The organism is Geomonas agri, assembly GCF_020179605.1.
GTDB classification, from domain to species: domain Bacteria; phylum Desulfobacterota; class Desulfuromonadia; order Geobacterales; family Geobacteraceae; genus Geomonas; species Geomonas agri.
This window is the reverse complement of sequence record NZ_JAINZO010000001.1, coordinates 2,234,515-2,254,634: the sequence shown is the minus strand read 5'-3', so window position 1 is coordinate 2,254,634 and position 20,120 is coordinate 2,234,515. Positions and strand designations below refer to the sequence as shown.

The window sequence follows — 20,120 nt, the reverse complement described above, 5'->3', positions numbered from 1 at the left end:
TTTTTTTTAAGCTGTGCCGGTGCTGCCGCAAGTCAGAGGTCACCGTTTCCCCCCGGGAGTTGCTCGAAGAGTGAGATAAATATAAAGGACGGAGAAAGTCGATGACCAGGACAGTGACCGTTTCAGAAACAACCTCGCCAGCGCAGCAGTCTGCAGCACCCGCCATTCTCGGCATCACCCGCCGCCCCCGGGCCGGCCTATTCGCTGTATTTCTCGCCTTGCTAACCATCTGCCAACTGGCACTGGTCACGCCGCTTCATGCCGCCGACACCGTCTTCACCAGCACCACTGCCATCAAGGAAGAGGCGGTGCGCTTCGCGGGAGAGGGGAAGCTGTTCCTGAAGGGCCCGGTCGATCCCTACCTCACCGGGACCGTCGTGACCGCCGGTCTGTTCGGCCTGACCTACCTCTTCGACGAGAAGATCCGGGACGAGTTTGACGGCCCGCACCACGGAGTAATGAGGGGTATCACCGATGCCGGCAACGCTGTCAGCAACCCGCTGCTCCATCTCGGCGTCGCCGCCGCCTTCTACGGCGCCGGTGCGGTGACCGATCAGGCGAAGGTCATGAAGCTTGGCGAGGAGATGGGGGAGGCACTGCTTTTGGCCGACGGCGCCACCTTCGTGCTCAAAGGGGTGATCGGGCGGGGCCGTCCGTACCAGACCGACAGCAGCTCGAGCTACCGCCCGCTCCAGTTCAAGGGAGGCTACGACTCCCTCCCCTCGATGCACACCGCGAGCTCCTTTGCCTTGGCACACGTGGTCGCCGACAAGACCGACAGTTTCTACGGCCAGGCCGCCTGCTATGCCGCCGCCAGCCTGGCCGGCTTTTCCCGCGTGTACCAGACCAAGCACTGGGCCAGCGATGTAGTATTGGGTGCTGCCATCGGGGAGTTGGCCGGTGCCGCCGTTACCAGGTATCGTTCAGCCCCCGCCGGCAGCGTCACCGTGGCCCCGATGGCCATCGACGGGGCCCCCGCCCTGGCACTGCTGGGCAAGTTCTAACACGCCGCAATCCACTTAACGTAAGGAGCTTCGCATGCTGAAGGCAGTCATCTTCGACTTCGACGGGATCATCGTGGACACCGAGCCGTTGCACTACAAGGCGTTCCAGGAACTGCTAGTGCCTCTTGGCCTGGGCTATTCCTGGCAGGAGTACCTCGATCTCTACATCGGCTTTGACGATCGCGATGCCTTCCGCGAGGCCTTCCGGGTACACGGTCGGCCCCTTTCCGACCAGGAGCTCAAGGAGCTTATCAAGGGGAAGGCCGAGGCATTCCTCAAGATTGTCTCTGGTGGTGTCGGGCCATATCCGGGCGTGGTGGAATTGATCCGCTCCATCTCCGGCAATCTCCCGCTTGCCCTTTGCAGCGGCGCCCTCCAGAGTGACATCGAGCCGATTCTGGCCCAGTTGGGTCTGACTGACGCCTTCGACGTCAAGGTGACCGCCGACGAAGTCGCGGCGAGCAAGCCCGACCCGGAGAGTTACCGTCTCGCCGTGCAGCGGCTTCAGGAGCGTTTCCCGGGGCAGGTCGAGGCGGCGGATTCCATTGCCGTCGAGGACACCCCGGCTGGCATCACCTCGGCGACCGGCGCCGGGTTGAAGGTGCTGGCCGTCACCAACAGCTACCCTGCCGAGCGGCTGACCGGCGCCTGCCGCGTGGTCGATACGCTTGCCGGCGTCGATCTCGAGGGGCTGCGCCTGCTCGTCTGATCCCATGCTGAAACCTGCCGTTATCGACTCCATACTCCCGGAACTGCTCGCGGTACTGCAAAAGGGAAACGTCGCCGTACTGCAGGCGCCTCCCGGCGCCGGCAAGACTACCCGTGTGCCGCTGGCCCTGCTCGATGCACCGCTCTTGGCAGGTGGCAGGATCATCATGCTTGAGCCGCGCCGCCTCGCCGCCGTCAATGCCGCCCGCTACATGGCCCAATGTCTGGGCGAAGAGGTGGGCAAGACGGTTGGCTACAGCATCCGCTTCGAGCGCAAGGTCTCCAAGGCCACCCGCATCGAGGTGGTGACCGAGGGTATCCTGGCCCGCCGGTTGCAGAGCGACCCGCTCCTGGAAGGGGTGGCGGCGGTCATCTTCGACGAATTTCACGAACGAAGCCTCACCTGCGACCTTTCCCTTGCCCTCTGCCGCGACGTCCAGCTTGGGCTGCGCGAGGACCTGCGCCTGCTGGTCATGTCCGCGACCCTCGACGCCGACCCGGTAGCGAAGCTCCTGGGCGGCGCCCCGCTGATCACCAGCGAAGGGCGCCAGTTCCCCGTCGATGTCCGCTATCTCAAGGCCGACCCCGCCACACGGCTCGCCGAAACCGCCTGCGCCGGTGTGATGAGGGCGCTCGCCGAGACCGAGGGGGACGTCCTGGTCTTCCTGCCCGGGGCTGGAGACATCAGGCGCTGCGAGAGCATCCTCCAGGCCCAGGTCGGCTCCAAGGTGATGATCGCCGTCCTCTACGGGGACCTTCCCTTTGCCGCGCAGGAGCGGGCCATCCTTCCCGGCGAGCACCGCAAGGTGGTGCTCGCCACCAACATCGCCGAAACCAGCCTCACCATCGAGGGGGTGCGGGTGGTGGTCGATACCGGCTACTCCCGCCAGCTCCGATACGACCCGTCCACCGGCCTGAACCGCCTCGACACCATGCGCATCTCCGCGGCCTCCGCCCAGCAGCGCGCCGGCCGTGCCGGCAGGGTGGCCCCTGGCGTCTGTTATCGTCTTTGGACCGAGCACACCCAGAGTGCGCTGCTTCCCTTTACTCCCCCCGAGATCAAGGTATCCGACCTGGCTCCGCTTGCGCTCGACCTGGCGCAGTGGGGTGTGGCCGATCCCGCCTCGCTGAGCTTCCTCGATGCGCCCCCCGCCGCCCATCTTGCCGAAGGTCGGGCTCTCTTGCGCGCCTTGGGCGCGCTCGACGCGCGCGGCACCCTCACCGATCTTGGCGCCAGGATGGCGACGCTCCCCATGCACCCGCGCCTGGCCGCCATGCTGGTGGGATCCCTCGCCGTGGGGGACGCTCCGCTTGCCTGCACGCTTGCCGCCATACTCTCCGAACGCGACCTCCTGCCGCGCGGCAGCGGCAGCATCTCCGAGAGCGATCTGCTGGACCGCCTTGACGCGTTTCGCGAACGGCGCGACCCGCAGGGGGCGCGCACGGTGGAGCGGCTGGCTGCCTATTTTCGCGGCACCGTCGCCGTGGCCGATGCCGCCACGCCTGCCGATGCTGCCACCGTGGGGCGGCTGCTCCTGATGGCCTATCCCGACCGTGTTGCCCGGGAGAGGAGCCCCGGATCAGGACGATACCTGATGGCCAACGGCACCGGCGCCAAGCTCTCCCCACGCAGTAACCTCAGGGCGCAGCCCTTCATCGTCGCCGTCGAGGTCGAGGGTGGGGCGGGGGAGGCCGATATCCACATGGCGAGTTCCGTGTCGCTGGAGGCAATCCGGTCCGGATGTGCGGCCGGCATCACGCGTGAGCGCAGGGTATTCTGGGAAGAGCGCGAGGGGAGGGTGGTCGCCCGCGACGAGGAGCGGCTGGGTGCCGTGGTCCTTTCCGAACGGGCGGCGGTCCCGGAGAAGGAAGAGGTGGTCGCGGCGCTGTTGCAGGGGATTGTTTCCGGCGCGGGCATCGACGGGCTGAACTGGAGCGGCCAGGCCGCGCAGTACCGCAACCGGGTCCGCTTCCTGGCCCGTACGCTTCCCGAGGAGGAGTTGCCTGACCTGTCCGACGAGGCGCTCGCCGGGAGCATGGGGCAGTGGCTGCTTCCCTACCTTCAGGGGGTGAGGAGTCTGGCTCAACTGGCCAAGGTAGATCTGCTGCAGCCGTTGAAGTCGTTGCTCGATTATCGGCAGCAGCAATTCGTGGAGCGGGAGGCCCCCACGCACCTGCAGGTGCCCAGCGGGTCCCGCGTTGCGCTGGAGTACTCGGCGGAGGGTGAGCCGTTTCTGGCGGTCAAGCTCCAGGAGATGTTTGGGTTAGCAGAGACGCCGCGTCTGGCGCGGGGCAGGGTGCCGGTCCTGATCCACCTCTTGTCGCCGGCGCGGCGGCCGATCCAGGTCACCGCGGACTTGAAGAGTTTCTGGAACGGGGCCTATCGTGAAGTGTGCAAGGAGTTGAAAGGTCGCTACCCGAGGCATCCCTGGCCAGACGATCCCTGGAACGCACCGGCGACGAGACATGTGAAGAAGAGAATGTGAAGTTAGTTGATGTTGGTGAAGACGAGTGACCCGTCCTTGTGCAGGTAGCTTCTGATGCTGCCGGTCACCTCGGGGATGCCGGCGCCGTTGTCGAGGTAGTTCCGCGTCACGTTGACGCCGTTTTTCCAGAGTTCGAAATGCACGTGGGGACCCGTCGATCTACCGGTAGATCCCGACAGCGCCACGGTCTGCCCCGCCTCCACCTGGTCCCCCACCTTGACGTCGAGCTCGGAGTTGTGGCCGTACATGGAGACCATGCCGTCGGCATGTTGTATGGTCACCAGGTTCCCGTAGCCGCCATGCGCGGCGCTCTCTATTACCCTGCCTGCCGCAATCGCCTTCACCCTGGTGCCGGTCGGTACCGCGATGTCCACACCGTTGTGATGCCTCATCCCGCCGTCGATCGGGTCGTGCCGCATGCCGTACCCGGAGGTGATTACTCCATGTACCGGAAGCTTGGCGTCCATACCCGAGAGATCAGGTGCCTCGTAGCTAGAAGATTGCTGCGCCTTCGGGCCGGGTTTCGTTTTCTTCGCTTCGCGCAGCACTCGGACCGCACCGTTGGTGGTCGGGGTGTTGGTGAAGACCTCAACGCCGTTCTCGTCGGTATAGCGGAAAAAGTCCGCCTGCGCCGGCGCGACCCAGAGCACGCACAGCGCCGCTGCCGGCAGGAGTGTACCCGCCAGCCGTGCTGTTACCTGCCGCCGTTGTGCAATTGCCTGTTTCTTCACCGTTAATCCCCGGGCCGAACTGGTGCTTGATCCCATGCTTGCAGCAGCCGGTACTATAGTACGGCAGCCGCTGCTTGGCAAGTGGCGACTGTGCCGCGGGGAGGGGGCTGCTCATTGCCTGGCATGCGCCGTCCCCGTGACTGTCAGGGGGTGTGTTAAGTTTAATCAGGTGCGGGGCAGAGTGGGCACTTCTCTTGCTAGGTATAGGGTGCTTTGGCTTGATTATGCTGTAAAGCCTTGGAACTTCATAGACGTAGATAAGCGTTCTGCTTATTTTTTAGACACTGCTGCACAAAAAGGAGGCTGTACCGTGGAGATGTTTGGGCAAAACGTATTTAACCAGTCCGTTATGAGAGACAAACTGCCGAAAGCTGTTTTCAAGAACCTCAAGAAAACCATCGACGAAGGTCTGCCGCTGGATCCCTCCATCGCAGATGTCGTCGCAGCGGCAATGAAAGAGTGGGCCGTTGAGAGGGGCGCAACGCACTTCACTCACTGGTTCCAGCCTATGACCGGCATCACTGCGGAAAAGCACGACGCTTTCCTTTCCCCGTCGGAGGGTGGGGCACTACTGGAGTTCTCCGGCAAGGAGCTCGTCAAGGGCGAGCCTGACGCATCCTCTTTCCCGAGCGGCGGCCTGAGGGCAACCTTCGAAGCCAGGGGGTACACCGCCTGGGATTGCACCTCGCCTGCCTTCCTGAGGGAAGAGGCTGACGTTGTTACTCTCTGCATTCCGACCGCCTTCTGCTCCTACACCGGTGAGGCCCTCGACAAGAAGGTCCCCCTGCTCCGTTCCATGGAAGCGCTTTCCACGCAGGCCGTGCGCGTTCTCAAACTGTTCGGCAACAACGATGTCACCAGGGTTACCTCGACTGTCGGCGCCGAGCAGGAATACTTCCTGGTCGACAAGTCCTTCTACCTGAAAAGGCCCGACCTGATGATGGCCGGCAGGACCCTTTTCGGCGCCATGTCCTCCAAGGGACAGGAGATGGAAGACCACTACTTCGGCAGCATCAAGGAAAGAGTGCTGGGGTACATGAAGGAAGTGAACGAAGAGCTGTGGAAGCTCGGCGTTACCGCCAAGACCCAGCACAACGAAGTGGCACCGGGACAGTTCGAGATCGCTCCGATTTTCGAGAACACCAACATCGCCACCGACCACAACCAAATGGTCATGGAAGTTCTCAAGCGCGTCGCCCTCAGGCACGACATGGTCTGCCTGCTGCACGAGAAGCCGTTTGCCGGCGTCAACGGCTCCGGTAAGCACAACAACTGGTCCATGAGCTCCAACGACGGCCAGAACCTGCTCGAGCCGGGTCATACCCCGCACGAGAACGCCCAGTTCCTGACCTTCCTCATGGCGACCATCAAGGCTGTCGACACCTACGCCGGCCTGCTGCGCTGCTCCTGCGCCAATGCCGGCAACGACCATCGCCTGGGCGCCAACGAAGCACCTCCGGCGATCATTTCCGTATTCCTCGGCGAGCAGCTTGCCGACATCATCGATCAGATCGTCGCAGGCGTAGCGAAATCGTCCGAAATGAGCGGTCACATGGACATCGGTGTAAGCACTCTTCCCGCACTGCCCAAGGACGCCACCGACCGGAACAGGACCTCGCCGTTCGCCTTTACCGGCAACAAGTTCGAGTTCAGGATGCTCGGTTCCTCCTTCTCCATCTCGGGCCCGAACATCATCATCAACACCATCATTGCCCAGGCGCTCAAGGAATTCGCCGATGTCCTCGAGAAATCGACCAACTTCGACGCCGACCTGGACAAACTGCTGCAGGAAACCGCCAAGAAGCACCAGCGCGTGATCTTCAACGGCAACAACTATTCCGACGAGTGGGTCCAGGAAGCTGCCAAGCGCGGCCTGCCGAACATTCCCAACACTCCTGACGCACTCAAGGAGCTGATCTCCAAAGAAGCGATGGAGGTGTTCGCTGCTCACAACGTCTTCAACGAGAAAGAAGTTCACGCACGCTACGAAATCATGGTCGAGCAGTACGTCAAGACCCTGAACATTGAAGCCCTGACCATGATCGACATGGCCAACCACAGCATCATCCCGACCGCCATTGAGTATGCGACCACGGTGGCATCCTCCATCAATGCGGTTACTGCAGTATCCAGTAAGCTGGACGTCTCGACCCAGAAGGAACTGCTGGAAGAGCTCAGTGACAAGCTGGCCGCGATGAGCGCCAACACCAAGGCTCTGGAGAAGGCGCTGGAAGACGCACTGAACATCGCCGATGCCGAGAAGCAGGCTGCAGCATTCAGGGCAAACGTCTTCGCCAAGATGCTCGAACTGCGCACCACTGGTGACGCACTGGAGAAGATCATCGCTGCCAAGTACTGGCCGCTGCCGACCTACAGGGAAATGCTTTTTGTTCTGTAATCCCTGGATCTTTACGTGTCTGAAGGTAGGGGCCCCGTGAGGGGCTCCTATTTTAGCTTTGCCAGTAGGGTTCGACAGGTAGGACCGTCTTAACAAAAAACGCTTAACTGATGTCTGCGGCGAACGGATATATTGCAGGCAGCTACCTGCCTAAGTTATAAGCAACAGCGTTGCCGCCATCGATACCGTCGAGTCCCTTAGATTGGCTAAATTACCGTAAAGTCAGGTATCTGCTGGCTGTCTACCGGTTGGCCAAAGTCTTGCAAATAGAGTTGTCAAACACCAAACCGCGGTTTATTAGAACTTGCAATTCTATAGTAAGGTATCTATAATTCGCGGCGCACTGAACGACAAGCGGAGGATAACTGCCTTGAAAAAAGTCGAAGCAATCATAAAACCTTTCAAGCTTGATGAAGTGAAAGAAGCACTCAACGAGATCGGTATCCAGGGCATCACCATCGGTGAGGTGAAGGGGTTCGGTCGTCAAAAAGGGCACACCGAGCTTTACCGCGGCGCCGAGTACGTGGTCGATTTCATTCCGAAAATCAAGATGGAGATCATCGTATCCGACGAAGTGGTCAGCAAGGTCGTTGACGCCATCGAGCAGGCCGCCAAGACCGGCCGCATTGGCGACGGCAAGATCTTTGTCACCCCCGTAGAAGAAGTAGTCCGGATCAGGACCGGTGAGAGGGGCGAAGACGCTCTCTAATTGGCTGATTCTTTACTTAATTTGAAAGGAGACAGTAGATGACACCAAAACAAGTAGTGGAGTTTGCCAAAGAAAACGGCGTGCTGATGGTCGATTTCAAATTCATGGACTTCGTCGGCATCTGGCAGCACTTCACCGTGCCCATGAGCGAGTTCGGCGAGGATACCTTCGAGGAAGGCCAGGGTTTCGACGGCTCCTCCATCCGCGGCTGGCAGCCCATTCACGCTTCTGACATGATCATCCTGCCGGATCCGACCACTGCCAAGATGGACCCGTTCACCGCGGTGCCGACCCTCTCCCTGATCTGCGATATCTTCGACCCGATCACCAAGGAAAGCTACTCCCGTGACCCGCGTAACATCGCCAAGAAAGCGGAGAGCTACCTGAAGTCCACCGGCCTCGCCGACACCGCTTACTTCGGACCGGAAGCCGAGTTCTTCATCTTCGACGACGTCCGTTACGACTCCAACGCCAACTCCTCCTTCTACGCCGTCGACTCTTCCGAAGGCGCCTGGAACACCGGCCGTGAAGAGTTCCCGAACCTCGGCTACAAGCCGCGCCACAAGGAAGGCTACTTCCCGGTCGCCCCGACCGACTCCCAGAACGACCTCCGTAACGAGATGGTCATGGAGCTCCAGAAGGTCGGTATCCGCGTCGAGTGCCAGCACCACGAAGTCGCCACTGGCGGCCAGGCCGAGATCGACATGCGCTTCTCCTCGCTGGTCGACATGGCTGACCAGCTGCAGTGGTTCAAGTACGTCATCAAGAACGTCGCCAACCGCAACGGCAAGACGGTAACCTTCATGCCGAAGCCGCTTTACGGCGACAACGGTTCCGGTATGCACTGCCACATGTCCCTGTGGAAAGACGGTACCAACCTCTTCGCCGGCGACAAGTACGGCGGGCTTTCCCAGATGGCTCTGTACTACATCGGCGGCATCATCAAGCATGCCCGCGCCCTGTGCGCCTTCACCAACCCGACCACCAACTCCTACAAGCGTCTGGTGCCGGGCTTCGAGGCTCCGGTGAACATGGCTTACTCCAGCCGTAACCGTTCCGCCTCCCTGCGCATCCCGATGTTCTCCACCAACCCGAAGGCAAAGAGGATCGAGTACCGTACTCCGGACCCGTCCTGCAACGGCTACCTCGCGTTTGCAGCGATGCTGATGGCAGGCCTCGACGGCGTCGAGAACAAGATCGACCCGGGCCAGCCGCTGGACAAGGACATCTACGGTCTGTCCCCGGAAGAGCTCTCCACCATCCCGTCCGCTCCGGGCAGCCTGGAAGAGGCTCTCAACGCCCTCAAGGACGACCACGAGTTCCTGCTCAAGGGCGACGTGTTCACCCCGGACGTCATCGACAAGTGGATCGAGTACAAAACCGAAGCCGAAGTCAACCCGGTCCGTATGCGTCCGGTACCGCTCGAGTTCGCTCTGTACTTCGACATCTAAGCAGTTGTGCTCCTACGGGCAGCAAAAAAGGCGGGGGATTTCCCCCGCCTTTTTCGCGTCTCATGCGGTGAGTGTTGTGTCCTCGTGGTGTCTATAGACGGAGTCTTTATCCTTGAAGGCATGCGGAAAAACTGATACCTTCACCGTTCGCGGCCTGGTAGACGACAGGCGGGCAGGAGGAATGGTTGCAGCAACATGAGAAGGTGACAAAGCTGGTGGGATGGTTTGCCAAAGCGGCCCTGCGCCATGCCGAGGCTCTCGAAGCCATGGCCGAGGATCTGGCCGCCGCCGAAGTTGCAGATCTCAACCGCTACTACCATGCCCTGCAGCGTGAAGGCGGCGTGCCCGATTTACTGCGCCTGCTCGAAGATCCCGATCCGGTCATTGCCGGCATGGTGGCCGTGTATGCCATGCGGGAGGCCCCCGAACGCTGCGTGGCCAGGTTGAGCGTCATAGCCCGCGAGCCGGGGCTTATGGGGTTTCGAGCTCAAACCGCCTTGGAGCGCTGGGAGAGCGGCGAGTGGGAGCAGTAGAGGCGGTCAGCCGCAGCAGAAGTGCGTACTACAGGGTTCTATGCCCAATTTCATACCATCGAGGGAGGTTGCTATGTCTGAATTTAACAACGTAACGGTCGTCAAAGAGGCCAATGTCTATTTCGACGGCGGCGTGACCAGCCGTACCATTTTCTTTGCCGATGGGTCCCGCAAGACCCTGGGCATCATGATGCCCGGCGAGTACACCTTCAATACCGGTTCCGCGGAACTGATGGAGATCATGTCCGGCGAGATGACCGTGCTGCTTCCCGGTTCCCCGGACTGGGTCACCATCAAGGGGGGCGAGGCTTTCGAGGTTCCCGAGAACTCGAGCTTCAAGCTGAAGGTCTCCGCCGTCTCCGACTACTGCTGCTCTTTCCTCTAAAACCAGACTATTGGCCACGGAGAAAATCTGAGGACTCCTGAGAAGCCCACCTCGGGGGCACGTTTTCCTCGGCATCTCCGTGGCCGATCGCTTTCGGTGTTTCATGGCCACAGATAAATCTCAGATAATCGGCCGCTTCGCGCCGTCCCCGACCGGGCCGCTGCACGTCGGCTCACTGGTTGCCGCGCTTGGGAGTTACCTGATCGCGAAGAAGGCGGGAGGTCTCTGGCTGCTGCGCATGGAGGATCTGGACCTGCCGCGCGTGGTGCCGGGGATAGCCGACGACATGATGAGGACTCTGGAGAAGCTCGGCTTTGCCTGGGACGGAGAAGTGCTGTACCAGAGCAGGCGCACCGAGCATTACCGGGCGGCCGCGGAAGAGTTGCAGCACCGAGGCCTTGCCTACGCCTGCGGCTGCACCAGGAGCGAGATAGCCCAGATCGCCTCGGCACCGCATGAAGAGGGCCTGGTCTATCCCGGGTTGTGCCGCGAGGGGTTGCCGCCCGAGAAGGTCGAGCGGGCGCTGCGGGTCAAAGTCTATGACGAGGTGATTTCCTTCGACGACGGGATCATGGGGCGCTACAGCCAGCACCTCACTGCGTCCTGCGGGGATTTCGTCATTCACCGGGCCGACGGGCCATATGCCTACCACTTGGCCGTGGTGGTCGACGACGCAGCATCGGGTGTCAACCAGGTGGTGAGGGGGGCAGACCTGCTGGCCTCAACACCACGCCAGATCTACCTGCAGTGCATCTTCGGCTTCCCGACGCCTTCCTATTACCATCTGCCGCTGGTCACCGGCCCCGATGGCGCCAAGCTCAGCAAGCGCGACAACGCGGTTTCCCTCGCCGCCGGGTGTGACCTGGATCGGGAAGGGGGGAGGCGGCTGTTCGCGGCACTCCGCTTCCTGGGGCAGTCCCCGCCGCCGGAACTGCAAGATGCGGCACCGGTGGAACTCCTGGCTTGGGGCGTCACCCATCTTGACGTCGCCACCATTCCCCGTACCCCCGCGTCCTTTCTCTACCCCTGATCTAGGAACGGGGGAGCCGCCTCCGGTATCGTCGCCGACGGGGCTTTCTCCCGTCTCTCCAGTCCATCGCGGATCTGGTCGCTGATCTTTCCGCTCAGTCCCGGTTCCTTCAGCATGTGGCGGATCATGGCGTCGTTCAGCGTCTCGCATCCCGGCAGCAACAGCGTTGGCAGCAGCAGGAGCATGCGCAGGCTCATCCTTTCTTTCTCCTTCTCTCCACCTCGCGCCACTTTTCCAGTTCCGCCTCGGTCACCGGTTGCCACTGCGGTACCGGCGCGGGGTGCCAGTTCTCGTCCACGGCCACCATGGTGAAGACCCCGCTGGCCGCCAGTCGCTTGGCACCGTCAGTTACGTTTTCCGCTTCCACCACCACTTCGACCTCCATGGAGGTGTGCCCCACGTAGATGATGGTGGCCCGGGAGTAGATCACCTCTCCCACGTTGATGGGGGTGTGGAAGGTGATGCGCTGGGCACAGGCGGTGACCACGCGCTTGCGGGAATAGCGCCAGCAGACCACGCCGGCGGTCTTGTCCATGATGCTCATGATCACGCCGCCGAAGATGTTTCCGTACGAGTTGGTATCCTTAGGGAGCAGCGTCTCGATCAGCTCCGCCTTTCTGTTCTCCATGTGCATCTCCTTTTATGGCCCTGCCATCTCAACTCATGTGAGCAGTATAGCTGATGGTCCGCGATATGATACGACATTTAGCACATTGGTAGCCGAAATTTTTCATGTCATTAAAAAAAGAGGTTGACTGGGGAAGCCGCTTTTGCTATAAACAGGATCTCTGTTGAGCGGGAATAACTCAGTGGTAGAGTGCAACCTTGCCAAGGTTGAAGTCGCGGGTTCGAACCCCGTTTCCCGCTCCAATTAATTAACAAAACCCCGGTAGCCTGAAAGGCTCCCGGGGTTTTTGCATTGCGCCCGGCGGCAAAGGAGCGTGGCCATGCAGCTCAGCGAAGGGGAAATTGTACTGAGAACCGAGGACGTGGTGCAGGTCGTGGCTGAGATCCCCGAGCAGCATCGGCACCTACGCACCACGCTGAAGCTTGCCGACGGCACAACCATCACCCTCCAGGAGGCCACTGTCGCTGCCATCGTACGCGCCTATATCGCGATCAAGACCGATCCGGTCAGAAAGACCATCCAGTTGTCGGGGCGCAGGCTCACCGAGCGCAAGTCCGGCTACGCCGCTTGGCAACTGATGGAAGAGCAGGAATAGCAGACCCTCCGGTGACCGCCCCGCCCCCGCGGCTGCTTGCCGGAGGATCCGCATCCGGGGGGCACCAGTGGCAACAAAAAGGGAGACCCGCGCGGGTCTCCCTTTTCCATTTCAGCTATGGGAATGTCTGTTACTGCAGGAACGTTTCCTCGATGAAATCCGCAACGGCGCTCGGGTCATTCAGGTCAAGTACCGGCACGTCGAGGTCGAGGTCGGCGTCGCTGGCCACCGCGACCAAGGTGGGATCGTCGGTCTCGCCGCGGCAGAGGAGCGTAGTGCTTCTCTCCTGGCGGTTAACCTCGATCTTGGGCATGCCGCTCTTCTTGAAACCCTCGGTGACCACGATGTCCATGTCGCTGAAATAGGTCTCGATCAGTTCCTCGATGGGAGGGGACTGGGTGTGCTTCTTGACGATGGCGAGCTTCTCCGGTGAGGAGATCAGCATGGTGTCGGCGCCTGCCGCGGTGAGTCGGTAGCTGTCCTTGCCGGGATGATCGATATCGAAACGGTGCGCGTCGTGCTTGATGACCCCCACCTTGTAGCCGCGTGCTTTCAGGTGCACAATCACCTTCTCCAGCAGGGTGGTCTTGCCAGTCCCCGACTTCGCTACAAAGGATACTGCCTTTACCGTCATGTAATTCCTCCTGTATTGATAACGTCTTCCGGTGTGTTGAGATTCAGGAATGCCGTGCCGGCTGGGTCGAGAAGCGCAATCTCCTCGGGACCAACCTCCTTGACCTTGGCCTGCGGGTACCAAGCGTAGGCGCAACACTCACCTTGTTCCAGCAGGTTTCGGATCGGTGCCAGGCATCTTTTCGAATACAGTGCGAAGAGCGGCTCGTATCCCTGCTTGGTCTTCGGTACCACCGCGTCACATCCCTCCCTGAGCGCGCAAAGATGCTGCAGGATCGCCTTGCTGGGGAAGGGTAGGTCGCAGGAAGATACAAAGATCCATTCGCTGTCGGTGCCGGCCAACGCGGTGTAGACCCCACCCAGGGAGCTGCCGGGGATAAGGTCGGGGAGGACCTTAACGTCATAGCCAGCGAAACGCTCCCCACGGTCACCCACCAGCACGACCTCGGGGAAGCTCTCCCTGAACAGGTCGAGTACCCGCTCGAAGAGAGGCCTCCCCAATAGTTGCAGGAACGCCTTGTCCCGCCCCATGCGGCGGCTCTTGCCCCCCACCAGGATTACGCCCGTTATGTCGTCTGCCACGAAATCCGGCATCACTGCTGACTCCGCTTTGCTCGCCCTTGTGTGATCCGCAAACCAGCCTCGTTTATACCATAAGTCCCGTCGGCGGTGGCAGAAATTAAAATCCCGCCCCGGTGTTTGCACTTAATAAATTTATGCTAACCTCTCCGTTGTCCTCGGGCGCGACATCCGAAGCCTGCCGTCTGGGCATGCCCACGAGTGCGATGGGGGGTGGCCATGTTTAAGATACTTGTCGCTGTTTCTGTTCTCGCATTACTGGCTGGTTGCTCGATGAACATGCGGCTGGCGCAAAACGGCACGTCCACCTCACCGGGCGGGGTGATCCGGCTCAAAGTTCAGGCGGATCCCCAGCTCAATCGCTACGACAGGAACTCCCACGCGCTGCTGCTGTGCCTGTATCAACTCAGGGAGCCGGAAGGTTTTAGGCAGTTAGCGCAGCACAAGGATGGAGTGCCGAAACTCTTGGAGTGCGGCCGTTTCGACCCGTCAGTGGTAAACGCGCAACTCCTGGTCGTGCAGCCGGGCCAGACCCTCAGCCAAAGCTGCGACAAGGCGGCCGGCACCCGCTACCTGGGGCTTGCCACTGGCTATTACAGCTCAAGTAAGCGGAAGGTGACGGAAGTGGTCGCTCTACCTTCTGGCACTGTGGACAACGGTCCGCAGGGGTTACTTCATCTTGACCTCGGCGCCCAGGAAATAACCAGTGCGAGGGTGGAATGAACACGGCCCAGCGTCCCATTTTCTGGCACCAGGGCATGTTCCTGCAGCCGCAGCATTTCCAGCTTGTCGACCGCAGCATGCACTCCCTGCTGATCCCGTACCAGAGCCACTTGGCGCCCAACTTCTGGGGGATCTCCCGCGCTACGGTCAGGACTAGCTCCAAAGGGTTGCCATCAATCGAGGTTACCAGTGGCGCCTTTTTGTTTCCCGACGGGACCTACGTCGAACTCCCCGGTAACGCGTTAGTCGAGTCGCGGCTGATCCCGGAAGAGGCGCCGGGGAAGGGCGCCTCACTGACGGTGTATCTGGGACTGAAAAAATGGCAGGCCCGGGCGGAAAACGCGGCGGTCCTGCAGCAGGGCGTTGCCCCTGGTGGATTCACTACCCGATACTTGGTAGCCGCCGAGGGCGCTTCCAGCCCCGACCTGCACGCTGGCGGTCCCGCTGCGGAAGTACGGCACATGGACCATGCTTTAAAGCTCTTCTGGGACAGCGAACTAGACCTGCTGGGCGACTACCTGCTGCTCCCCGTGGCACGGCTGGAGAGGCGCGGGGCCGAACTGGAGATCGCCCCCGATTTCATCGCCCCCTGTCTCACCATCGCCGCCGTGCCACTGCTGAATGAGTTGGTGCTGGGGATACGGGACCTGGTCGCGGTGCGTTGCCGCCAGATGGAAAGCTGTAAGAAGCAGCGCGGCGTCCAGAGGGCGGAATTCGGCTCGAAGGATTTGGTTTACCTCCTTGCCCTCAGGACGGTAAACCGCTACCTCGCCCAGCTTGATCACCTTATCCTGGCCCAAGTTCACCCCTGGCAGGTGTACGGCGTCCTCGCACAGCTCGTGGCCGAACTGTCATGCTTTGACGAGTCCGTCGCCTGCTTGGGGGACGGGGAGGGCGGTGGGGCCGCATTTCTCCCTGGCTACAACCACCTAGACATCGGCGGCTGCTTCGCCTCTGCGCATGACCTGATCCTGAAGCTCCTGGACCAGGTTTGCACCGGGCCCGAGTATGCCCTCAGGCTCTGCTTTGACGGCACTTACTATTCCGCGGACCTCACCCCCGCCCACTTCCAAGGAAAGAACCGTTTCTACCTTGCGGTAACTACCGAAACTGACCCCGCTGCAGTACTGGCCTACCTCACCGGCCTCGCCAAGCTTGGTGCGCGTGAGAGACTCCCTCTCCTGATCGCGCAGGCCTTGCCGGGTGTCCCCCTGGAGCCCATGTCCAACCCGCCTCCGGAGCTGCCACGCCGGGCTTCGTCCCTGTACTTCGCCATCGACAGCCGTTCCGAACAGTGGGACCTAATCGAGAAGTGGCACAACATAGCTCTTTTCTGGGATCAGGCGCCTGATGTCCTGGAGGTTGAGCTGATGATCGTCACCAGAGGCTGACCATGAGACTGATCGACTGCTTTATGCCATTGCTGGCCCATGTCGTGGAGTTCCGGAATGGACTGCCACAGTGCAAAGCCGACTATGCCCAGGTGAAGGGGGAGATTAGGGAACTCCTGACACAATCCGAAACGCTGGCGCAGGGTACCGGGTGCGACCTCGACCACTTCGGCCAGGCCCGGTTCATCGTCTGCGCCTGGGTTGACGAGACTCTGCTCGCCTCGCAGTGGCCCGACCGGCAACTCTGGCAGCATGAGCAGTTGCAGCGCGTTTTTTACAAGACCACCGATGCCGGCGTGGAAGCTTTCCAACGCTTGGAGGCCCTGGGGGAGCAGCAGGAGGTGCTGGAAGTCTATTGCACTTGCCTCGCTCTTGGCTTCAGAGGCCGCTACATCGGGGAGCAGGGGGAGTATTTGTTGGAGCAGTTGAGGTGCGCGCAACTGAAGCGGTTTCTGGGGACAGCGGACGCTGTGCCCGCGCTGGATACTCTTACCCTTTGCCCTGGGGCTCTCCCTGACCTGCCGGTCACCGCAGTGCGCAGGCTGCAGACCGACTTCGCCATCACTCCACTGTCGGCGGGCCTGCTGGCGGCGCCGGTCATCCTCTTCGCCATCATGTACCTCGTGTACCGGTATGTGCTGAACGGTCTGGTGCTTCCGAACCTCTAGCGGAGGAGGTGCATCGTGAAGTGGCTCATCTATTGTAAATACGTGCTCTTTGGCGCGGCGCTGCTTCCCATCATGCTGATCTCCCTGGTGATGATCCCGCTCCTTTCCTGGCCGTGGCGCATCGGCATCTTCCTGCCCTTAATCGTGCTCTTGCTGTGGGGGGCTCTGGAAGGGCTCAAAAAGCTCGTTCTGCGCGCGCGGCAGAAACAGCGGCCGGAACCCGCCGCGGCAGACCCGTCGGCACACCCGGCGCACGAGGAATCGGCCCGGTTGGATCCATCGCCGGTGGAACCGGCGCGGCGGGAACGGATTTTCGATCTGCAGCAGAACTTTCGATCGGCGGTGCGCGCCCTAAAGGCATCCCACCTCAAGCAGGAAGGGGATCCGTTGCACGTGCTGCCCTGGTACCTGGTCGTCGGCGCCAGCGGCTCGGGCAAGACCAGTGCGGTGCGAGGGGCCAGGTTGTTGTCGCCGTTTTCCAAGGGGGCGGAAGGAGAGGCAACGGCCAACTGCTCCTGGCACTTCTACGATCAGGGGATCGTGATCGATACTGCGGGACGCTATGCCCTGCCGATCGATCCGGCTTCGGATCACGAGGAGTGGCTCACCTTTTTGTCGTTGCTGAAGAGGTACCGCAGGACCGAGCTTATCAACGGCGTCATAGTCGCCGTGGCTGCCGACCAGTTGGCGGCCGGGGACCCCGTGCAACTGGAGGAACTGGGACGGCAACTGCGCAGCCGCATCGAGGAGATGATCCGCCACCTGGGCGTCACTTTCCCGGTATACCTGCTCATCACCAAGTGCGACCTGGTCAGCGGCATGAGCGAGTTCTGCGCGGAGCTGCCGCCTGAGCCCCTGGACCAGCCGATGGGGTTTTTGAATCGCGAGGTCGATGGCGATGTGCCACGCTTGCTGGAGCGGTTTTGGAAATTGATCGACGGGCAGCTGCGCATGTTGCGTCTGTTGCTGCTGCACCGTGCTGCGGCAACGCCTCCGACCGGCCGTCTGCTCCTTTTCCCGGATCGTTTGCGCGCGTTGCGCCCGGGGCTCGAACTCTTGATGCCTGCCGCCTTTGGCAAGAACCACTACCAGGAGACGCCGCTTCTCCGCGGCATCTTCCTCTGCAGCGCGCTACCGGTCCGAACCCTCACCCGCCCCATGGCCGACGGGCAGCACCCGGCCGTGGCTCATGCGCCGTTTCTCCACGATTTCTTCGAAAAAGTTCTCCCTCGGGATCGCGGGCTGTGGAGTCCCAGTGCCCGCACCCTGAAGTGGCAACGCCTCTCCGACAACCTGGCCCTGGTATGCTGGCTATTGGTGGGCGTCTCGCTGTGTGCCATGCTGACCATCGCCTTCGTCAAGAACGTCGGGGTGTTGCGCCAGGCATCCGTCGCGTCGGCCGGCATGCCACAGTTGCAGGGGAACACCGCCGCCGATCTTGCCGTGCTGGAGACCATGCGGCGCGCTATTGTCGACGTCGAACAAAAGAACCGGAACTGGTGGGTGCCCCGTTTCGGTCTGACCCGCAGTAGCGAAGTAGAGCAGGCCCTGAAAGTACGTTACTGCCTGGCATACAGAAAACACCTGTTGGCTCCGTTCGATGCGCAGATGACCGGCGCGTTGGACGCTCTCTCTCCAACCCTCCCCGATGCCGCCTTCGGCGGCCTGGTTCTGCACCTGAGCCGGCGCTGCAACCTCCTGAAAGGAAGGCTGGCTGGCGAGGATGAAACGGACCTGGCTGCGCGCCCGGCCCCGGCCTACCAGCTACTGGCGTCGCAAGCACAGGGATGGGCCGACCCTGCCGCCGGCAACCTTTACCTCGCCTACGTCGCCTGGCTTGCCGACCCTGCCCAGATGTCCGAGGAGTTGCAACGGCTGCAGCAGCTGCTCAAGCGCCTGGTGATCCTGAAAGGTGCGGACTTCAGTTGGGTGCTGGGGTACGCGGACCGGGAGGAAACGGTGCGGCCGGTTGCATTGCAGGAATTCTGGGGCGGGTCCAGGACGCTGCTGGGGGAACCCCTGCTGGCCCCTTGTTTCACCCGTAACGGCAGAGAGCGGGTAACCAGCCTGCTCGGAGAACTAAGCTCCGCGTACCCCGATCGCGGCGTTCTGGAGCGGGCGCGTGCGGAGTTCTGGCGCAGCTACCGCGGGGCTTCTTTCAACGCCTGGCAGACCTTCGCGTCGCAGTTGCCAAGCGGTGCGCTAAGGCTGATGCCACCTAAGGAGTGGCAGAGTGCGGCGGCCGTCATGGCGGGGGAGCAGAGCCCCTACTTCAACTTCATGCGACGCGCCCTTACGGAGCTACAGCCCTTCGATCCATCCGAACCATTGCCGGTCTGGGTGGCGGAGCTCTACCGGTTCCAAGCCATGAAAAGCGCCGGTCCTGCCGGGGTTGCCTCTTCCCTTTCCGGGCAAGCCAGCAGGGTGGCCGGGACTATCGGCCGGCTCGGCGGCAAGAAACAGGATCTCCCCAGCGACGGCGACGGTGCCAACCTAGCCAGGGAATACCTGAACGCGGTCGCGCAGATAGCTCCAGTGGCCAAATCGAGAGCGCTGGCGCACCGGATGGCGCTGCAGGCCTTCAGTGATTCTGGCGAGGCCGGCAAGTCGCCGCTGTTTCAGGCGGCAGAGGCCGCCCAGCGGCTGAACCAGCTCCTCGTGCGGGGGCAGGACGACGAGATCTTCACCCGTCTCATCTACGGCCCCATCACCTTCTACGGCACCTATATCCGCATGGAGACCGCCTGCGTCCTGCAGGCCCAGTGGGAGCAGACGGTGCTGAAGGAGGTGCAGGGGAGCCGGGATCCCCAGACCCTGCAGTACCTTCTTGGCAAGGACGGGCCGGTCTGGAAATACGTTGGCGACTACGTCAACCCTTTCATCGGCTGGAGCCCGGCACGGGGCTACTTCCCGAAGTCGGCGCTCGGCGGCTCGATACCGTTCAAGCCGGAGTTCTATTCTTTCCTGGCGCAGGGGGGAAAGGCCAAGCTTGCTGCCGCAGCCGCCTCGCCCAAACCGGTCTACAACGTCACCATCAAGGGGCTCCCCACCGACGCCAACGCAGAGGCGCGCATCAAGCCCCAGGGGACGCGGCTGGAGCTGCATTGCGCCACGGGGGTGCAGTCCATCGTCAACATGAACTTCCCGGTGAGTAGGCCGTTTGTCTACATGCCCGAGGCCTGCAGTGATGTCGTGCTGCAGATCGATGTCGGCGACACCACGCTCACCAGGAGATACCCCGGTAGCCGCGGCTTTGCGGAATTCCTGCGCGATTTCCCGGCGGGGCGACACACCTTTTATCCGGCCAACTTCCCCCAGGAAAAAGAGGCCCTGCACCGGTTGGGGGTACGCTTCATCAAGGTCAACTACCAGCTCTTTGGTGCGGGGGACTTGGCTGCCCAGCCGGCAGAATCGCTCCCTGCGCGGGTCCCAGTGAAGATTGCGGAGTGCTGGGACTAGGGGGACACC

Annotated in this window: 19 protein-coding genes and 1 tRNA gene; 15 read left to right on the top strand and 5 right to left on the bottom strand. The window is 61.7% G+C overall.

Translation table 11 applies throughout. From position 1 onward, the window contains the following. The first annotated feature begins 101 nt into the window (after window positions 1-101). From K7R21_RS09780 to hrpB, 3 genes are read left to right on the top strand one after another with little or no spacing between them, the layout of a single operon-like run. Window positions 102-1,004: a phosphatase PAP2 family protein gene (locus tag K7R21_RS09780; RefSeq protein WP_224983069.1), complete on the top strand. Its 903-nt coding sequence runs from the start codon at window positions 102-104 to the stop codon at window positions 1,002-1,004. A gap of 34 nt (window positions 1,005-1,038) precedes the next feature. Continuing rightward, window positions 1,039-1,713, top strand: coding sequence for an HAD family hydrolase (locus K7R21_RS09775; RefSeq protein WP_224983068.1), 675 nt, complete (start codon window positions 1,039-1,041; stop codon window positions 1,711-1,713). A gap of 4 nt (window positions 1,714-1,717) precedes the next feature. Next, on the top strand, window positions 1,718-4,198 hold the full coding sequence (gene hrpB / locus K7R21_RS09770) for an ATP-dependent helicase HrpB (protein WP_224983434.1): 2,481 nt from the start codon (window positions 1,718-1,720) through the stop codon (window positions 4,196-4,198). A gap of 2 nt (window positions 4,199-4,200) precedes the next feature. Here the strand turns inward: hrpB and K7R21_RS09765 are convergent, their stop codons facing one another. Further along, window positions 4,201-4,929 carry a M23 family metallopeptidase gene (locus K7R21_RS09765; RefSeq protein ID WP_224983067.1) on the bottom strand — a complete coding sequence of 243 codons (729 nt, stop codon included), beginning with the start codon at window positions 4,927-4,929 and terminating at the stop codon, window positions 4,201-4,203. Between the two features lie 316 nt (window positions 4,930-5,245). Between K7R21_RS09765 and K7R21_RS09760 the strand changes: the two genes are divergently transcribed. The 6 genes from K7R21_RS09760 to gluQRS all read left to right on the top strand — a co-directional run bounded on the left by K7R21_RS09760 (window position 5,246) and on the right by gluQRS (window position 11,435). Continuing rightward, on the top strand, window positions 5,246-7,327 hold the full coding sequence (locus K7R21_RS09760; RefSeq protein ID WP_224983433.1) for a glutamine synthetase III family protein: 2,082 nt from the start codon (window positions 5,246-5,248) through the stop codon (window positions 7,325-7,327). 370 nt (window positions 7,328-7,697) lie between these two features. After that, the gene (locus tag K7R21_RS09755) at window positions 7,698-8,036 is read left to right on the top strand and encodes a P-II family nitrogen regulator (RefSeq protein ID WP_129126904.1); all 339 of its coding nucleotides are present in this window, start codon (window positions 7,698-7,700) and stop codon (window positions 8,034-8,036) included. A 38-nt stretch (window positions 8,037-8,074) separates the two neighbouring features. Further along, entirely contained in the window at window positions 8,075-9,487 is a 1,413-nt protein-coding gene (gene glnA / locus K7R21_RS09750) for a type I glutamate--ammonia ligase (RefSeq protein WP_216510115.1), read from the top strand. A 185-nt stretch (window positions 9,488-9,672) separates the two neighbouring features. Further along, window positions 9,673-10,020 carry a hypothetical protein gene (locus K7R21_RS09745; RefSeq protein ID WP_224983066.1) on the top strand — a complete coding sequence of 116 codons (348 nt, stop codon included), beginning with the start codon at window positions 9,673-9,675 and terminating at the stop codon, window positions 10,018-10,020. A 73-nt stretch (window positions 10,021-10,093) separates the two neighbouring features. Next, window positions 10,094-10,405, top strand: a complete 312-nt coding sequence (gene ppnP, locus K7R21_RS09740; RefSeq protein ID WP_224983065.1) for a pyrimidine/purine nucleoside phosphorylase — start codon at window positions 10,094-10,096, stop codon at window positions 10,403-10,405. A 103-nt stretch (window positions 10,406-10,508) separates the two neighbouring features. After that, window positions 10,509-11,435 carry a tRNA glutamyl-Q(34) synthetase GluQRS gene (gene gluQRS / locus K7R21_RS09735; protein ID WP_224983064.1) on the top strand — a complete coding sequence of 309 codons (927 nt, stop codon included), beginning with the start codon at window positions 10,509-10,511 and terminating at the stop codon, window positions 11,433-11,435. Here the strand turns inward: gluQRS and K7R21_RS09730 are convergent. Together K7R21_RS09730 and K7R21_RS09725 are read right to left on the bottom strand one after the other, a co-directional pair. Next, entirely contained in the window at window positions 11,426-11,632 is a 207-nt protein-coding gene (locus K7R21_RS09730) for a hypothetical protein (RefSeq protein WP_224983063.1), read from the bottom strand. The genes gluQRS and K7R21_RS09730 overlap by 10 nt on opposite strands. Then, entirely contained in the window at window positions 11,629-12,063 is a 435-nt protein-coding gene (locus tag K7R21_RS09725; RefSeq protein WP_224983062.1) for an acyl-CoA thioesterase, read from the bottom strand. The genes K7R21_RS09730 and K7R21_RS09725 overlap by 4 nt, the downstream gene beginning before the upstream one ends. Before the next feature lie 167 nt (window positions 12,064-12,230). Here K7R21_RS09725 and K7R21_RS09720 point away from each other — a divergent pair. Then, window positions 12,231-12,305, top strand: a tRNA-Gly gene (locus K7R21_RS09720). 77 nt (window positions 12,306-12,382) lie between these two features. Beyond that, window positions 12,383-12,658: a hypothetical protein gene (locus K7R21_RS09715; RefSeq protein WP_224983061.1), complete on the top strand. Its 276-nt coding sequence runs from the start codon at window positions 12,383-12,385 to the stop codon at window positions 12,656-12,658. A 130-nt stretch (window positions 12,659-12,788) separates the two neighbouring features. On the opposite strand, the gene mobB is transcribed toward K7R21_RS09715, so the two are convergent. Together mobB and mobA are read right to left on the bottom strand one after the other, a co-directional pair. After that, complete coding sequence (gene mobB / locus K7R21_RS09710) at window positions 12,789-13,292, bottom strand: molybdopterin-guanine dinucleotide biosynthesis protein B (protein WP_224983060.1); 504 nt, start codon at window positions 13,290-13,292, stop codon at window positions 12,789-12,791. After that, a complete protein-coding gene (mobA, locus tag K7R21_RS09705) occupies window positions 13,289-13,885 on the bottom strand; it encodes a molybdenum cofactor guanylyltransferase (RefSeq protein WP_224983059.1) in 597 nt (198 codons plus the stop codon). The genes mobB and mobA overlap by 4 nt, the downstream gene beginning before the upstream one ends. Window positions 13,886-14,089: 204 nt before the next feature. Between mobA and tssJ the strand changes: the two genes are divergently transcribed. The 4 genes from tssJ to K7R21_RS09685 are packed head-to-tail and all read left to right on the top strand — an operon-like array spanning window position 14,090 to window position 20,111. Next, window positions 14,090-14,593, top strand: a complete 504-nt coding sequence (gene tssJ, locus K7R21_RS09700) for a type VI secretion system lipoprotein TssJ (protein ID WP_224983058.1) — start codon at window positions 14,090-14,092, stop codon at window positions 14,591-14,593. Further along, a complete protein-coding gene (gene tssK / locus K7R21_RS09695; protein ID WP_224983057.1) occupies window positions 14,590-15,984 on the top strand; it encodes a type VI secretion system baseplate subunit TssK in 1,395 nt (464 codons plus the stop codon). Before tssJ ends, tssK begins: the two co-directional genes overlap by 4 nt. Window positions 15,985-15,986: 2 nt before the next feature. Continuing rightward, window positions 15,987-16,652, top strand: a complete 666-nt coding sequence (locus K7R21_RS09690) for a DotU family type IV/VI secretion system protein (RefSeq protein WP_224983056.1) — start codon at window positions 15,987-15,989, stop codon at window positions 16,650-16,652. A gap of 15 nt (window positions 16,653-16,667) precedes the next feature. Further along, the gene (locus K7R21_RS09685) at window positions 16,668-20,111 is read left to right on the top strand and encodes a type VI secretion protein IcmF/TssM N-terminal domain-containing protein (RefSeq protein ID WP_224983055.1); all 3,444 of its coding nucleotides are present in this window, start codon (window positions 16,668-16,670) and stop codon (window positions 20,109-20,111) included. Window positions 20,112-20,120 lie beyond the last annotated feature (9 nt).

Bases quoted from the DNA above. Each gene is read 5' to 3' on its own strand.
- K7R21_RS09715 (WP_224983061.1), top strand. From the start codon at position 12,383: ATGCAGCTCAGCGAAGGGGAAATTGTACTGAGAACCGAGGACGTGGTG.
- K7R21_RS09730 (WP_224983063.1), bottom strand. From the start codon at position 11,632: ATGAGCCTGCGCATGCTCCTGCTGCTGCCAACGCTGTTGCTGCCGGGA.
- glnA (WP_216510115.1), top strand. From the start codon at position 8,075: ATGACACCAAAACAAGTAGTGGAGTTTGCCAAAGAAAACGGCGTGCTG.
- K7R21_RS09775 (WP_224983068.1), top strand. From the start codon at position 1,039: ATGCTGAAGGCAGTCATCTTCGACTTCGACGGGATCATCGTGGACACC.
- gluQRS (WP_224983064.1), top strand. From the start codon at position 10,509: ATGGCCACAGATAAATCTCAGATAATCGGCCGCTTCGCGCCGTCCCCG.
- K7R21_RS09780 (WP_224983069.1), top strand. From the start codon at position 102: ATGACCAGGACAGTGACCGTTTCAGAAACAACCTCGCCAGCGCAGCAG.
- hrpB (WP_224983434.1), top strand. From the start codon at position 1,718: ATGCTGAAACCTGCCGTTATCGACTCCATACTCCCGGAACTGCTCGCG.
- tssK (WP_224983057.1), top strand. From the start codon at position 14,590: ATGAACACGGCCCAGCGTCCCATTTTCTGGCACCAGGGCATGTTCCTG.
- tssJ (WP_224983058.1), top strand. From the start codon at position 14,090: ATGTTTAAGATACTTGTCGCTGTTTCTGTTCTCGCATTACTGGCTGGT.
- K7R21_RS09690 (WP_224983056.1), top strand. From the start codon at position 15,987: ATGAGACTGATCGACTGCTTTATGCCATTGCTGGCCCATGTCGTGGAG.
- mobB (WP_224983060.1), bottom strand. From the start codon at position 13,292: ATGACGGTAAAGGCAGTATCCTTTGTAGCGAAGTCGGGGACTGGCAAG.
- ppnP (WP_224983065.1), top strand. From the start codon at position 10,094: ATGTCTGAATTTAACAACGTAACGGTCGTCAAAGAGGCCAATGTCTAT.
- mobA (WP_224983059.1), bottom strand. From the start codon at position 13,885: ATGCCGGATTTCGTGGCAGACGACATAACGGGCGTAATCCTGGTGGGG.
- K7R21_RS09725 (WP_224983062.1), bottom strand. From the start codon at position 12,063: ATGGAGAACAGAAAGGCGGAGCTGATCGAGACGCTGCTCCCTAAGGAT.
- K7R21_RS09760 (WP_224983433.1), top strand. From the start codon at position 5,246: ATGTTTGGGCAAAACGTATTTAACCAGTCCGTTATGAGAGACAAACTG.